A 14041-nucleotide genomic window follows, 5' to 3' on the forward strand; every position below is an offset into this window, starting at 1 on the left:
CAATGACCGATATTGAGCGTATTATAGGGGTAAAGATGACTGAAAATGATTGAAACGTGATTGAAAATGACTGAGACGGAGAGGAAGGAGCACATATGCTGGCAGAAGAGAGAATGAACGAGATACTGGCCATCGTGGGCGACAGGGGGACTGTGACCGTGCAGGAGCTGACCCGGATCCTTGACACCTCCGAGTCCACCATACGCCGGGATCTGACGGAGCTTCACAGGCGGGGCAGCCTGGTGAAGGTCCACGGGGGAGCGGCCGCTGTGGGACTTAAGAGTATGACCAAGGATCCCTCCCTGAGCCTTCGGCAGGAGCTGCACAGGGAGGAGAAGGAGAAGATCGCCGCCAGGGCTGCCCGGCTGGTGGAACCGGGAGATTTCATCTACGTGGACGCAGGAACCACCACAGAGCTCTTCGCGGGGAGGATCAGGGGCAGGGACGTAGTCTGCGTCACCAACGCCATCAGCCATGCCAGAGAGCTGATGAAGCAGGGGGCCCGGGTCTTCCTTCTCGGAGGGGAGCTGAAGGCGGTGACAGAGGCCATCGTGGGAGCCGAGGCCGTGGAGTGCCTGAAAAAGTATAATTTTACAAAAGGATTTTTCGGAGCAAACGGGGTCGACCGGGAGAGAGGGATGACCACTCCGGACCTGACAGAGGCCCTGGTGAAGGCGGAGGCCTTCCGCAGGTGCAAAGAGCGCTATGTGCTGGTGGACAGCTCCAAGCTGGGACAGATATCCGGCGTCACCTTCGGGGAGGCGGATGAGGGGATCATCCTGACGGCCAGCGCCGCGGGAACTGAGTTTGAAGGCAGAGAAAATATCATGGAGGTGGAATAGACAATGATCTACACAGTCACATTTAACCCGTCCCTGGACTATGTGATCTCCCTGGATAAACTTGAGAAGGGGCAGATCAACCGGACCAGGCAGGAGCATATTTACCCGGGAGGAAAGGGCATCAACGTGTCCGTCATCCTCTCCAATCTGGGGTACAGCAGCGTTGCCCTTGGCTTTGAGGCGGGATTTACCGGGAAGACGCTGCGGGAGATGCTGGATCAGTTCGGATGCCAGACAGATTTCATCCACCTGGATGAGGGGATGACAAGGATCAATGTAAAGATCAACGCTGGGGAGGAGACAGAGATCAACGGCCAGGGCCCTGCCATCCCGGAGAGGGCGGTGGAGGAGCTCTACGGAAAGCTGGACGCGCTGCAGGCGGGGGACTACCTCGTGCTGGCGGGCAGTATTCCGGACTGCCTCCCCTCAGACATGTATGAGCGCATACTGGAGCGCCTGGAGGGAAGGGGCATCCACTACATCGTGGACGCCACAAAGGACCTGCTCCTGAATGTGCTGAAGTACCACCCCTTCCTGATCAAGCCGAACCAGCACGAGCTGGGCGACATGTTCGGAAGGACACTGACCACGGAGGAGGAGATCATCGCCCACGCCAGACTACTCCAGGAGATGGGAGCCCGCCATGTGCTGGTGTCCATGGCGGGGGACGGAGCCATCCTGGTGCCCGAGGACGGGGAGGTGATCCGGGAGCGGCCGCCAAAGGGAGAGGTGAAAAACTCTGTGGGGGCCGGGGACTCCATGGTGGCCGGCTTCCTGGCCGGATATCTGGGCACGGGAAGCTGCGAAAAGGCCTTCCGCCTGGGCCAGGCGGCCGGCAGCGCGACAGCCTTTGACTACTGGCTGGCGGACAGAGCCAGCATCGTATCCCTTTTGGGAGAACCAGCGGACAGCTATGGACTGTAGAGGAGTGTGGAAAAGATGAAGATTACAGATTTACTGAAAAAAGAGAGCATAGAGCTGAACGGAAACGTGCAGACAAAGGAGGAGGCCATCAACCAGATGGTGTCCCTCATGGTAAAGGGTGGAAATATCCAGGACGTGGAGATCTACCGGAAGGGCGTTTTTGCCAGAGAGGAGGAGGGCACCACAGGCATCGGCGAGGGGATTGCCATTCCCCACGCGAAATCGGACGCGGTGAAAGCCCCCGGCCTGGCCGCCATGGTAGTACCGCAGGGCGTGGACTATGAGGCGCTGGACGATGAGCCGGTACACCTGATCTTTCTCATAGCCGCCCCCAACACAAAGGACAACGTGCATCTGGACGTGCTCAGCAGGCTGTCTACCCTCCTCATGGACGACAGCTTCCGAGAAAATCTTTTAAAGGCGGAGACGCCGGAGGAATTCCTGGGCTATGTGGACCAGGCGGAGAAGGAAAAGTTTGCCGAGGAGGAGAGAAAGGCGAAGGAAGAGGAGGAGACGGCAAGGACCACCGGCTTCCAGATCCTGGCCGTCACCGCCTGTCCCACAGGCATCGCCCACACCTACATGGCGGCGGAGAGCCTGGAGAAGAAGGCGAAGGAGATGGGCTGCACCATCAAGGTGGAGACCAACGGCTCCGGCGGTGACAAGAATGTGCTGACAGCGGAGGAGATCGCTGCCTGCCAGTGCATCATCGTGGCTGCGGACAAGGAGGTGCGGATGGCCCGCTTTGACGGGAAGCCGGTCCTTGTGACCAAGGTGGCGGACGGCATCAATAAGCCGGAGGAGCTGATCACCAGGGCACTCAGCGGATCCGTCCCCGTGTACCACAGCAAGGGAGGAGAGGAGGAGACCTCCTCTGTAGAGGGCGAGAGCCTGGGAAGAAAAATTTATAAAAGCCTGATGAACGGCGTTTCCCACATGCTGCCCTTTGTCATCGGCGGAGGCATCCTCATTGCCCTCTCCTACCTGGTGGACGGGGCGAACGCCGGTACGGCGGACTTCGGAAACGGCACCCCGCTGGCCCATTTTCTGAACCTGGCGGGCAACACCTCCTTCAGCATGATGTTCCCCATCCTGGCCGGGTTTATCGCCATGGCGGTGGGAGACAGGCCGGCTCTGATGCCGGGTATCGTGGCAGGTCTTCTTGCAAAGGCCGGAACCTCTGTCTTCCTTCCGGAAGACCAGTGGATCGCCTCCGGATTTTTCGGGGCCCTGGCAGGCGGCTTCATCGCCGGCTACCTGATGGTCCTGATCAAAAAGCTGCTGGAGAAGCTGCCCAAACCCCTGGAGGGGACGAAGCCGGTCCTTCTCTATCCGTTCCTGGGGCTTCTCGGCATCAGCGCCATCATGATCTTCCTCATCAACCCGCCTCTTGGAGCCTTCAACACCTGGCTCAACAACAGCCTGGCGGGGATGGGAGAGTCCAGCAAGATCCTGCTGGGGATTGTGCTGGGCGGCATGATGTCCATCGACTTTGGCGGCCCCTTCAACAAGGCGGCCTACGTGTTCGGGACAGCCTCCATCGCGTCAGGACAGTTTGACATCATGGCGGCTGTCATGATCGGCGGCATGACCCCGCCTATCGGCATCGCCCTGGCAACCACCTTTTTCAAGAACCGGTTTACAAAGAGTGAGCGGCAGACAACCGTCACCAATTACATCATGGGACTGTCCTTTATCACAGAGGGGGCTATCCCCTTCGCCGCATCAGATCCTTTAAGGATCATCCCTCCCTGCGTGGTGGGCTCAGCGGTGGCGGGAGCTCTGTCCATGGCCTTTGGCTGCGGATCAAGGGCGCCCCACGGCGGACTCTTTGTCATCGGTATCATCGAGAACGCGCCCATGTTCCTGGTGGCTCTGGTGGCCGGAGCCGTCGTCACCATGATCGGCATCGTGCTTCTGAAGAGGCCGCTGAAGGAGGAGGCGTAGCCTCGTTGCAGGAAAATTTTTAAAAATCCCCTTTTGAAAATTCGGGAAAATTTCATTATAATATAAGTACAACGAGTGGCTTTCAGGCGTAATTCCAGTTGCGCCTGAGGGCCACTCGTCATTTTCAGAAAGAGAGGTAGGACAAGTGAAACGAGTAAAAGCCGCCTGCATCTGTCAGACACTTCACTTCATGCTTATGGTGAAGATCATCAAGCAGTACAATTCCAGCCCGGTTGGAAATTATCTGGACTAAGTGAAAAACCTCTTTCTTTTTTGCGAGTTAAACTGCTAAATTGTTTGAAATTCCGCGAAAGTAGTGTATAATAAAATCAGAATACGTGAAAATTCTAACCAACAGCAAAAGCAAGAAAGAAAGAGGGTTCCATCATGGGAAGATATTATCGGTTAACAAAAAAGATCTCGGACGAGATGGCGCAGGAAATCCTGAAAGAGCTGCAGGAGCTTGAGAATGTAAAAAGCGTAGGCTTTTCAGAGGACCTGTCATTGCTGAAGGTTGAGACAAAGAACGGTCTGTTCCCTGAAGTTATGAACCGGGCAGTCAACATCTGCCGGCGCATAGGAGGAGGCTGTGACCTGAGCTTTGCCGGATTTGTCTGCTAGGGAGCCTGAAGGATCGATTTGCAAAGTGAAAACGGTTGAAACCGAAATAGGATTGCGCCTGGTGCGCAATCTCTTTTATAACCAAAATGTTATAGTATGAAGTATACAGATAACAATTTGGGTGGTTCCGCTTCGCGGAAAATACAGACAAGGCGGGAGGACAGGATATGGACAGCGCATGTGTATCTGAAAGGACCAGGACAATTCTCTGGCCCGATTTTGCGGCCCACTTTAAGAGCGCCACAAGCCGGGCTTCCTACTGGAGCGACCTGTGCGAGTTTTCCAGGATTGCCGGAAAGGACATCACGGAGGCCGGTTCGGCGGATGTACAGAGATACTACGACATCATGACGGAGAAGACGAGGAGGGGAGAGCTGCAGCCCGGGACGCCGGCGAAGAAGTTCCGGGAGCTCCACTCCATTGCGGATTTTCTCAGCCGGGAGAGGGAGCGGTACGGCCTGCCGGAGACCTTTCAGGACTATTTCTATCCCTACCTGCCGCGCCTGGCCAGGCAGGAGAAATACGCCCGGGTCATCCCGGTGGAGGATGTGGACAGGCTTTTTAAAGCCGCGGAAGAAGACCGGATGGCCTACACCATTTTTGTGCTCATGTACCGGGTGGGGCTCTCCTCCACAGAGATATGCGGCCTCTCCCCGGGGGATATAGGGATTTACGAGAACGGAGCCTTTGTGGAGCCGGAGGGGAGGCGCAGCGGTGTGTATGTCCCCGACGACGCCCTGGCCGTGCTGGAGAGCTACATGGGGCAGAGGGAAGAGCGGCCCTTCCTCTTCTATAACAGGAGGGGCGGCCGGCTGAACACCATGTATATTTCCAGACTTATGAAAAAGTACACTGCCCTTGCGGGCATACCGTCCTACAGCAGCCAGATGCTGCGCAGCGCCTGCGCCTACAATCTGTTTTCCTACGAGGCCAGCCCCGGGCAGGTGGCGGCCCAGCTGGGGACGACGGACACCCACGTGAAGCGGTACAGAAAGATGGCCTACAAGGAGGAGCTGTCGCGGGCCGCCGGGAGCCTGGTGAAGATCCGGGTGGAACGGCCTCTGTAGGTCTTTTTCCCTTTCCGCGAACATCCCGTAAACAAATTATTGATTTTTGGGATAATGTCTAGTAGAATATTTCTAGTAGTTATGGAGGAAAGAAAAATGGCAGAACTTACAAAAATTGTCCTTGACGCCATGGGCGGGGACAACGCCCCGGTGGAGATGGTCAAGGGCGCGGTTGATGCCCTCTCCAGGGAGAAGAGCATCAAGGTGTATCTTGTAGGACAGGAAGAGGTTGTCAGGAAAGAGCTGGAAAAATATACGTTTGACAGGGACAGAATAGAGATTGTGAATGCCACAGAGGTTATCGAGACGGCAGAGCCCCCGGTCAACGCTATCCGGAAAAAGAAGGACTCATCCATTGTGGTGGGCATGAAGATGGTCAGATCCGGCGATGCCGACGCCTTCGTGTCGGCCGGAAGCTCAGGAGCTGTGCTGGTGGGAGGACAGACCATAGTGGGAAGGATCAAGGGAGTGGAGCGGCCGCCCCTTGCGCCCCTCATCCCCACGGAGAAGGGAGTCTCCCTTCTGATCGACTGCGGCGCCAACGTGGATGCCCGCCCTTCCCATCTGGTCCAGTTTGCCAAGATGGGCTCCATCTATATGGAGCATGTGATGGGCGTGAAGAATCCAAAGGTTGCCATCGTCAATATCGGAGCTGAGGAGGAGAAGGGCAACGCCCTGGTGAAGGAGACCTTCCCCCTCCTGAAGGCGGCAAAGGGCATCAACTTTACCGGAAGCATAGAGGCAAGGGAAATTCCCCACGGCCAGGCGGACGTCATCGTCTGCGAGGCCTTTGCCGGGAACATTATCCTGAAGCTGTTCGAGGGTGTGGGAGCTGTGCTGATCAGCAAGGTGAAGGAGGGCATGATGAGCAGCCTCCGCAGCAAGATCGGCGCCCTTCTGGTGAAGCCGGCCCTCAAGGAGACGCTGAAGGGCTTTGACACGAGCGAGTACGGCGGAGCGCCGCTGCTTGGGCTGAAGGGGCTCGTGGTGAAGACCCACGGAAGCTCAAAGGCGAGAGAGGTATCCAACTCCATCCTCCAGTGCCTGACCTTCCGGGAGCAGAGGATCAATGAGAAGATCCAGGAGTGTATTCAGGCGGATGACTCGTCCGATGAATAGATATAAAGCAATATAAAGGAGATGAAGAAAATGGAATTTGAAAAATTACAGGAAATTATCGCTGATGTACTTAATGTGAACGCAGATGAGATCACAATGGAGACAAAGTTTGTGGATGACCTGGGAGCGGACTCCCTGGATATTTTCCAGATCATCATGGGGATTGAGGAAGCATTTGACATTGAGATCGACAATGATGACGCAGAGAAGATCGTGACAGTGGGAGACGCTGTAGAGCAGATCAAAAACGCAACAAACTAGGCAGAAAGGAGAAAAAGCCCGGATGCGGGCTTTTTCTTTTATGAGGGTTTATATGAGTCGGAAATTAAAAGAGCTGGAAGAGCAGATCGGGTACACATTCCAGGATCCCAAGCTCCTCCGGCGGGCCATGATGCACAGCTCCTACGTGAATGAGAAGCATCTGCCCAAGTACGAGTGCAATGAGAGACTGGAATTCCTGGGGGACGCGGTCCTGGAGCTGGTGTCCAGCGAATTTTTGTTTCACGAAAATGAAAGGATGCCTGAGGGAGAGCTGACGAAGACAAGGGCGGCTATGGTCTGCGAGCAGGCGCTTGCCTTCTGCGCGCGCCAGATCCATCTGGGCGAGTATCTTCTCCTTGGAAAAGGGGAGGACATGACAGGCGGAAGAAAGAGGGACTCTGTCACATCGGATGCCATGGAGGCGCTGATTGGAGCCATCTATTCAGACGGTGGTTTTGCTAGTGCAAAAGAGTTTATACACAGGTTTGTTCTGAACGACCTGGAGCACAAGAAGCTCTTTTATGATAGCAAGACTATCCTGCAGGAGCTGGTGCAGGCCGCCTTTGAGCAGCCGGTGGCCTATGAGCTCACCGGGGAGGAGGGGCCGGATCACGACAAGACCTTCCATGTGGAGGTCCACATCGGGGAGGAGGTCTACGGCGCCGGAAGCGGGAGGACCAAGAAGGCGGCCGAGCAGGAGGCGGCCTACAGGACTATCCTGCTCCTGCACAAAAGGAATATAAAGTAGGTGTTACATGTATTTAAAAAGTATCGAGATACAGGGCTTTAAATCGTTTGCAAACAAGATCGTATTCGATTTTCATAACGGGATTACCGGGATCGTGGGCCCTAACGGAAGCGGGAAGAGCAATGTGGCGGACGCTGTGCGCTGGGTTCTTGGCGAGCAGCGTGTCAAGCAGCTGCGCGGCGGCAGCATGCAGGATGTCATCTTCTCCGGGACGGAGAACCGCAGGCCTTTAAGCTACGCCTCCGTGGCCATTACCCTGGACAATTCGGATCATCAGCTCCCTGTGGACTACGAGGAGGTCACGGTCACAAGAAAGCTGTATCGGTCCGGGGAGAGCGAGTATCTCCTGAACGGCAGTCCCTGCCGTCTGAAGGACATCAATGAGCTGTTCTACGACACCGGCATCGGCAAGGAGGGCTACTCCATCATCGGGCAGGGCCAGATCGAGAAGATCCTGAGCGGCAAGCCGGAGGACAGAAGAGAGCTCTTCGACGAGGCGGCGGGCATTGTGAAGTTCAAGCGCAGAAAGAATATGTCCGTCAAGAAGCTGGAGGATGAGAGGCAGAACCTTCTCAGGGTAAACGATATCCTCGCCGAGCTGGAGAGGCAGATCGGCCCCTTAAAAAAGCAGGCCGAGGTGGCAAGGGAGTATCTGCAGAAGAAGGAGCAGCTGAAGACATTTGACATCAACATGTTTCTTCTGGAGACAGAGCGCCTGAAGGAGCAGATCAGCGAGACTGAAAAAAAGCTGTCTGTTTCCCGGGAGGAGCTTCAGGAGGCGGACGCTTCCTACAGCGCCATGAAGGAGGAGTACGAGGCCATCGAGGCCCAGGTGGACGAGATCGACGACTCCATCGAGAAGGCCAAGGGCCAGTTAAATGAGACCAATCTCCTGAAGCAGCAGCTGGAGAACCAGATTGAGCTCTTAAAGGAGCAGATCAACAGCGCCCGGATGACGGACGAGCATTTCGGACAGCGATACCAGACCATTCAGCATGAGATCCAGGAGAGAAAGGATCAGCTCCTTCAGTTCCAGAAGGAGAAGGAGGAGATTGCCGGGGAGCTGCGGGAAAAATCCGCGGCCAGAGAAAGGGCCAGGGAGCGTCTCATCGAGGTGCAGAGCCGCATCGCCGGACTGACGGACCAGGTGGAGAAGAGCAAGAATGACATCATAGAGATCCTCAACAGCAGAGCCTCCACCCAGGCCAAGATCCAGCGCTACGATACCATGATGGAGCAGATCCAGGTGCGCAAATCCCAGATGAACCAGCGGCTCATCAGGGCCAGAAGTGAGGCTGAGGAAGAGCAGAGGAACGCGCAGGAGCACAGGGAGAAGCTGGAGGAGATCTCGGAGAAGATCCGAGGCCTTTCCGATGAGAACAAGGCCTGTGAGCAGAAGATAGAGAGACTGCAAAGGGAGCTCTCCGGACAGACGGAGAAGCTGCGGGTGGGGCAGACCGCCTACCACAGGGAGGAGTCCCGCCTGGAGTCCCTGAAAAATATCACCGAGCGGTATGACGGCTACGGCGGCAGCATCCGCAGGGTTATGGAGCAAAGAGAAAAGGAAAAAGGCATCCTGGGCGTGGTGGCGGACATCATCAAGGTGGACAAGGAGTATGAGATTGCCATTGAGACCGCCCTTGGAGGCAGCATCCAGAACATTGTCACAGACACGGAGGAGACGGCCAAGAGGATGATCGATTTCCTGAAGAAGAACCGGTATGGGAGGGCTACCTTTCTCCCGCTTACAGGCATCGGGGGAGGCAGGGGCATATCCCGGCCGGAGGCGCTGAGGGAAAAGGGGGTTGTGGGCCTTGCCAACACCCTCGTAAAGGTGGAAGAGCAGTACCGGGGCCTGGCGGAGAACCTGCTCGGCAGGACGGTCGTGGTGGACAATATCGACCACGGCATCGCCATTGCCCGGAAATATAGGCAGACCCTCCGCCTGGTGACTCTGGAGGGAGAGCTTTTGAACCCCGGGGGCTCCATGACAGGAGGAGCCTTTAAGAATTCCAGCAATCTTCTGAGCCGAAGAAGAGAGATCGAGGAATTTGAAAAGACCGTCCGCCGTCTGAAAAAGGAGATGGAGGAGATGGAGGCCTCTGCGGACAGCATCCGGAAGGAGAGGGCTGCCTGCTATGAGACGATAGATGAGATCCAGCAGAAGCTCCAGAAGGCCTACGTCATCCAGAACACAGCCAAGATGAACCTGGATCAGTCCCAGGAGAGGATACAGGCTGCCCTGGAGACTTCCCGGGCCATCCAGAGAGAAAGCCAGGAGCTGGATCAGCAGATCACGGACATCAGCAACAACCAGGAGTCCATCACGGTGGAGCTGGATACCTCCACAGCTCTGGAGCAGGATATCACCCGGAAGACGGAGGAGGATCAGCGGCTTCTGGAGCAGGAAAAGGAAGAGGAGATCCGCTGCCAGAAGGCCTCCGAGGAGGCGCAGCTGGCCTTTGCGGGTCTGGAGCAGAAGCACACCTTTATCCTGGAAAATGAGGAGCGTATCCAGGAGGAGATCGCCAAGTTCGAGGAGGAGCAAAGAGAGCTGGGCGAGAACAAGGAGGACGCCTCCCGGGAGATCCAGGACAAGGAGGAGCAGATCCGAAAGATACGGCAGACCATTGAGGACTCAAAGGAGCTGTTCCAGGAGATCGAGGAGCAGATCCAGGAGAGCGTGAAGCAGCGTGAGGAGCTGAGCCAGAAGCACAAGTCCTTCCTCGGGATGCGGGAAGAACTCTCCAGGCACATGGCGGACCTGGACAAGGAGATCTTCCGCCTGGAGAGCCGGAAAGAGGGCTTTGAGGAGGCCTCGGAAAAACAGATCAACTACATGTGGGAGGAGTATGAGATCACCTACAGCCACGCCATGGAGCTGCGGGACAAAAACCTCACGGACCTGGCCTACATGCGCAGGCAGATCCAGACTCTGAAGAGCGACATCAAGGGCCTTGGCTCTGTCAATGTGAATGCCATTGAGGACTACAAGGACGTGTCCGAGAGGTACGAGTTCCTGAAAGGGCAGCACGAGGACCTGGTGGAGGCGGAGGCCACTCTGGAGAAGATCATCGCGGAGCTGGACGAGGCTATGCGCAGGCAGTTCACAGAGCAGTTCGCACGTATCGCCCAGGAGTTTGACAAGGTGTTCAGGGAGCTCTTCGGCGGCGGCAAGGGAACGCTGGAGCTGATGGAGGACGAGGACATCCTGGAGGCGGGCATCCGTATCATCGCGCAGCCGCCAGGCAAGAAGCTGCAGAATATGATGCAGCTCTCGGGAGGCGAGAAGGCGCTGACTGCCATTTCCCTTCTGTTTGCCATCCAGAACCTGAAGCCCTCCCCCTTCTGTCTGCTGGATGAGATCGAGGCGGCCCTGGACGACTCCAACGTGACCCGGTTCGCCCAGTATCTCCACAAGCTGACGAAGAACACCCAGTTCATCGTCATCACCCACAGGAGAGGGACTATGACAGCGGCGGACAGGCTGTACGGTATCACCATGCAGGAGAAGGGAGTCTCCACCATGGTTTCTGTCAGCCTTCTGGAAAATGAACTGAATGAGATGGAGAAGCAGCATCAGCAATAAAGGAGAGGCGGCATCAAAAAGAAAAAGGAGCAGGAATATGGCAGAGGAAAAAGGATTTTTCAGAAGACTCGTCTCCGGACTCACAAAGACGAGGGACAATATCGTGTCCGGAATGGACAGCATTTTTCACGGATTTTCCCATATTGACGAGGATTTCTACGAGGAGCTCGAGGAGGTTCTCATCATGGGGGACCTGGGAGTTGCGGCCACAGAGGACATACTGGACGATCTGCGGGCCAAGGTGAAGGAGCAGCATATCAAGGAGCCCTCTGACTGCAGGCAGATCCTCATCGACAGCATCAAGGAGCAGATGGATGTGGGCGAGACGGCCTATGAATTTGAGGAGCGGACCTCTGTGGTCATGGTAGTGGGGGTCAACGGCGTCGGCAAGACCACCACCATCGGCAAGCTGGCGGGCAAGCTGCGGGCTCAGAACAAAAAGGTCATCCTGGCGGCGGCAGACACCTTCCGGGCCGCTGCGGGAGAGCAGCTCAGGGAGTGGGCAAACAGGGCCCAGGCAGAGCTCATCGGCGGCCAGGAGGGCTCTGACCCGGCGGCTGTCGTCTACGACGCGGTGCAGGCGGCCAAGGCGCGCCACGCGGATGTGCTGCTGTGCGATACAGCCGGCAGACTGCACAACAAGAAGAACCTGATGGAGGAGCTGCGGAAGATGAACAGGATCATCGACCGGGAGTACCCGGAGGCCTTCCGGGAGACGCTGGTGGTGCTGGACGCCACCACCGGGCAGAACGCCCTCCAGCAGGCGAAGGAATTCAAGGATGTGGCCGACATTACAGGCATCATCCTGACAAAGATGGACGGGACGGCCAAGGGCGGTATCGCGGTAGCCATACAGGCTGAGCTTGGCATCCCGGTGAAATATATCGGCGTGGGTGAGACCATTGACGATCTGCAGAAGTTTGACGCGGATACATTTGTGGACGCGCTCTTCGCGGTTTCCCCGGACAGGGAGGAAGAGCAGTAGGCGGCGACCTTGTTGTGATCATATAATCGATATACAATAGACAATAAAAGAGAAAGGCAGGAGATTAGGATGGACAAACTGACACTGGAAAATTTTGAACAGGCAAGCGAACTCGTAAAGAAGGTGACCCTTCCCACGGATCTTGTTTACAGTGAGTACTTCAGCTCCCAGACAGGGTGCAAGGTATATCTGAAACCGGAGAACATGCAGTACACAGGAGCCTACAAGGTAAGAGGAGCCTACTATAAGATCAGCACCATGACAGAGGAGGAGCGGGAGAAGGGACTCATCACGGCTTCTGCCGGCAACCACGCCCAGGGCGTTGCCTTTGCGGCCCAGAAGTTCGGCTGCAAGGCCACTATCGTCATGCCCACAGTGACCCCGCTCATCAAGGTGAACCGCACAAAGAGCTACGGCGCCAATGTGATCCTGCACGGAGATGTGTACGACGATGCCTGCGCCTATGCGCTGAAGCTGGCCGAGGAGCAGGGCATGACCTTTGTCCACCCCTTTGACGACCTGGATGTGGCGACAGGGCAGGGAACCATCGCCATGGAGATTGTCCAGGAGCTCCCCACAGTGGACTATATCCTTGCTCCCATTGGGGGCGGCGGCCTGATCACAGGCGTGGCCACTCTGGCAAAGATGCTGAACCCCAAGATCAAGGTAATCGGTGTGGAGCCCGCGGCCGCGGCCAGCATGAAGGCAGCTCTGGAGGCAGGCGAGCCCGTCACCCTGCCAAGCGCCAACACCATTGCCGACGGCACGGCCGTGAAGCGGGTGGGCGAGAAGGTGTTCCCCTATGTGCAGGAGAATGTGGACGACATCATCACTGTGGAGGACGACGACCTGGTAGGTGCATTCCTGGACATGGTGGAGAACCACAAGATGGTGGTGGAGAACTCCGGACTCCTCTCTGTGGCCGCCCTGAAGCAGCTTGATGTGAAGAATAAAAAGGTAGTCTGCATCTTAAGCGGCGGCAACATGGATGTGATCACCATGTCCTCTGTTGTGCAGCACGGGCTGATCCAGAGAGACCGCATCTTCTCCATCTCTGTTCTCCTTCCGGACAAGCCGGGCGAGCTTGTGCGTGTGGCCACAGCCATCGCTGACGCCCAGGGCAATGTCATCCGGCTGGAGCACAATCAGTTTGTCAGCACCAACCGGAACGCGGCTGTGGAGCTGCGTATCACGCTGGAGGCCTTCGGCACGGAGCACAAGCACCAGATCATGCAGGCTCTGCGGGAGGTTGGATACGAGCCCAGGGAGATCGGGGCAAAGCTGTATTAGAATTTGATGATGTAAGATAATATATATTTGAATAAAAGAGAGCCATATCTAAGAAAAAAGATTATTTTTTCCTTGGATATGGCTTTCTTTCATCTGTGATACCAACTAAGTAATCTATACTGACATTATATAGTTCGGATAAATGAATGAGGAAATCAACAGGAATCTGTCGGGTGCCCTTTTCATATCTGCGATATACTTCTCTTTGACATCCTAGAAAAGAGGCGACATATGCCTGCGTCAAATCTTTATCTATTCTCAAATTTTCCAAACGTTGAAAATACATATAGTTTGTCACCTCATTGTGATGCTACCAAATAATTGCTTTTTTTTTACATTTATGCTACTATATGGTTGCACATAAACAGTGGATGCTGAGTATATGACACAAAATATAGTTGTTGTGGAAAGGAATGTGAGTGAATGTATGTATCGTAAGCCCTCGGAAGGCTGGCTGAAGCACTGGGATTTTATGTGTCTGGATCTGTTCTTTTTGCAAGCGGCGTATGTGATTTCTTATATAGCCAGAAATGGATTGCAGAATCCATATAAAATACAGCTGTATTTAAATATGGCGATTGTGATTTGCCTGATTGATCTGTGTACGGTTTTTTTTGCAGAAGGATACAGCGGTATTATGAGGCGGGG

General features: G+C 55.6%; 12 protein-coding genes and 1 pseudogene. 12 read left to right on the forward strand and 1 reads right to left on the reverse strand.

What is annotated here, in order from left to right; genetic code table 11:
* Positions 1–95 precede the first annotated feature (95 nt).
* From NI21_RS0102305 to ilvA, 11 genes are all read left to right on the forward strand, one after another.
* Entirely contained in the window at positions 96–842 is a 747-nt protein-coding gene (locus NI21_RS0102305) for a DeoR/GlpR family DNA-binding transcription regulator (RefSeq protein ID WP_033124614.1), read from the forward strand.
* Between the two features lie 3 nt (positions 843–845).
* On the forward strand, positions 846–1766 hold the full coding sequence (pfkB, locus tag NI21_RS0102310) for a 1-phosphofructokinase (protein WP_033124615.1): 921 nt from the start codon (positions 846–848) through the stop codon (positions 1764–1766).
* Between the two features lie 15 nt (positions 1767–1781).
* Positions 1782–3713, forward strand: a complete 1932-nt coding sequence (locus NI21_RS0102315) for a fructose-specific PTS transporter subunit EIIC (RefSeq protein WP_033124616.1) — start codon at positions 1782–1784, stop codon at positions 3711–3713.
* A 387-nt stretch (positions 3714–4100) separates the two neighbouring features.
* Entirely contained in the window at positions 4101–4334 is a 234-nt protein-coding gene (locus tag NI21_RS0102320) for a hypothetical protein (RefSeq protein ID WP_033124617.1), read from the forward strand.
* 167 nt (positions 4335–4501) lie between these two features.
* Positions 4502–5401 (forward strand): tyrosine-type recombinase/integrase, encoded by a 900-nt coding sequence (locus NI21_RS0102325; RefSeq protein WP_033124618.1) that lies wholly within the window; start codon positions 4502–4504, stop codon positions 5399–5401.
* 96 nt (positions 5402–5497) lie between these two features.
* The gene (gene plsX, locus NI21_RS0102330; protein ID WP_033124619.1) at positions 5498–6520 is read left to right on the forward strand and encodes a phosphate acyltransferase PlsX; all 1023 of its coding nucleotides are present in this window, start codon (positions 5498–5500) and stop codon (positions 6518–6520) included.
* 30 nt (positions 6521–6550) lie between these two features.
* The gene (gene acpP, locus NI21_RS0102335) at positions 6551–6781 is read left to right on the forward strand and encodes an acyl carrier protein (RefSeq protein ID WP_033124620.1); all 231 of its coding nucleotides are present in this window, start codon (positions 6551–6553) and stop codon (positions 6779–6781) included.
* A 52-nt stretch (positions 6782–6833) separates the two neighbouring features.
* Positions 6834–7529, forward strand: coding sequence for a ribonuclease III (gene rnc, locus NI21_RS0102340; RefSeq protein WP_033124649.1), 696 nt, complete (start codon positions 6834–6836; stop codon positions 7527–7529).
* Between the two features lie 7 nt (positions 7530–7536).
* Positions 7537–11118: a chromosome segregation protein SMC gene (gene smc, locus NI21_RS0102345; RefSeq protein WP_033124621.1), complete on the forward strand. Its 3582-nt coding sequence runs from the start codon at positions 7537–7539 to the stop codon at positions 11116–11118.
* 37 nt (positions 11119–11155) lie between these two features.
* On the forward strand, positions 11156–12103 hold the full coding sequence (gene ftsY, locus NI21_RS0102350) for a signal recognition particle-docking protein FtsY (protein ID WP_033124650.1): 948 nt from the start codon (positions 11156–11158) through the stop codon (positions 12101–12103).
* Positions 12104–12172: 69 nt separating this feature from the next.
* Complete coding sequence (gene ilvA, locus NI21_RS0102355) at positions 12173–13393, forward strand: threonine ammonia-lyase (RefSeq protein ID WP_033124622.1); 1221 nt, start codon at positions 12173–12175, stop codon at positions 13391–13393.
* A gap of 61 nt (positions 13394–13454) precedes the next feature.
* On the opposite strand, the gene NI21_RS16250 is transcribed toward ilvA, so the two are convergent.
* A complete protein-coding gene (locus NI21_RS16250; protein ID WP_081957938.1) occupies positions 13455–13679 on the reverse strand; it encodes a helix-turn-helix domain-containing protein in 225 nt (74 codons plus the stop codon).
* A gap of 96 nt (positions 13680–13775) precedes the next feature.
* Here NI21_RS16250 and NI21_RS16940 point away from each other — a divergent pair.
* Positions 13776–14041 (forward strand): annotated as a pseudogene (locus NI21_RS16940) (hypothetical protein); the annotation flags it as partial.

The sequence above is a fragment of the Eubacterium sp. ER2 genome (assembly GCF_000765215.1).
GTDB classification, from domain to species: Bacteria; Bacillota; Clostridia; order Lachnospirales; family Lachnospiraceae; genus Claveliimonas; species Claveliimonas intestinigallinarum.

Coding starts and splice junctions, on each gene's coding strand:
- NI21_RS0102305 (WP_033124614.1), top strand. CDS start 96: ATGCTGGCAGAAGAGAGAATGAACGAGATACTGGCCATCGTGGGCGAC.
- pfkB (WP_033124615.1), top strand. CDS start 846: ATGATCTACACAGTCACATTTAACCCGTCCCTGGACTATGTGATCTCC.
- NI21_RS0102315 (WP_033124616.1), top strand. CDS start 1,782: ATGAAGATTACAGATTTACTGAAAAAAGAGAGCATAGAGCTGAACGGA.
- NI21_RS0102320 (WP_033124617.1), top strand. CDS start 4,101: ATGGGAAGATATTATCGGTTAACAAAAAAGATCTCGGACGAGATGGCG.
- NI21_RS0102325 (WP_033124618.1), top strand. CDS start 4,502: ATGGACAGCGCATGTGTATCTGAAAGGACCAGGACAATTCTCTGGCCC.
- plsX (WP_033124619.1), top strand. CDS start 5,498: ATGGCAGAACTTACAAAAATTGTCCTTGACGCCATGGGCGGGGACAAC.
- acpP (WP_033124620.1), top strand. CDS start 6,551: ATGGAATTTGAAAAATTACAGGAAATTATCGCTGATGTACTTAATGTG.
- rnc (WP_033124649.1), top strand. CDS start 6,834: ATGAGTCGGAAATTAAAAGAGCTGGAAGAGCAGATCGGGTACACATTC.
- smc (WP_033124621.1), top strand. CDS start 7,537: ATGTATTTAAAAAGTATCGAGATACAGGGCTTTAAATCGTTTGCAAAC.
- ftsY (WP_033124650.1), top strand. CDS start 11,156: ATGGCAGAGGAAAAAGGATTTTTCAGAAGACTCGTCTCCGGACTCACA.
- ilvA (WP_033124622.1), top strand. CDS start 12,173: ATGGACAAACTGACACTGGAAAATTTTGAACAGGCAAGCGAACTCGTA.
- NI21_RS16250 (WP_081957938.1), bottom strand. CDS start 13,679: ATGTATTTTCAACGTTTGGAAAATTTGAGAATAGATAAAGATTTGACG.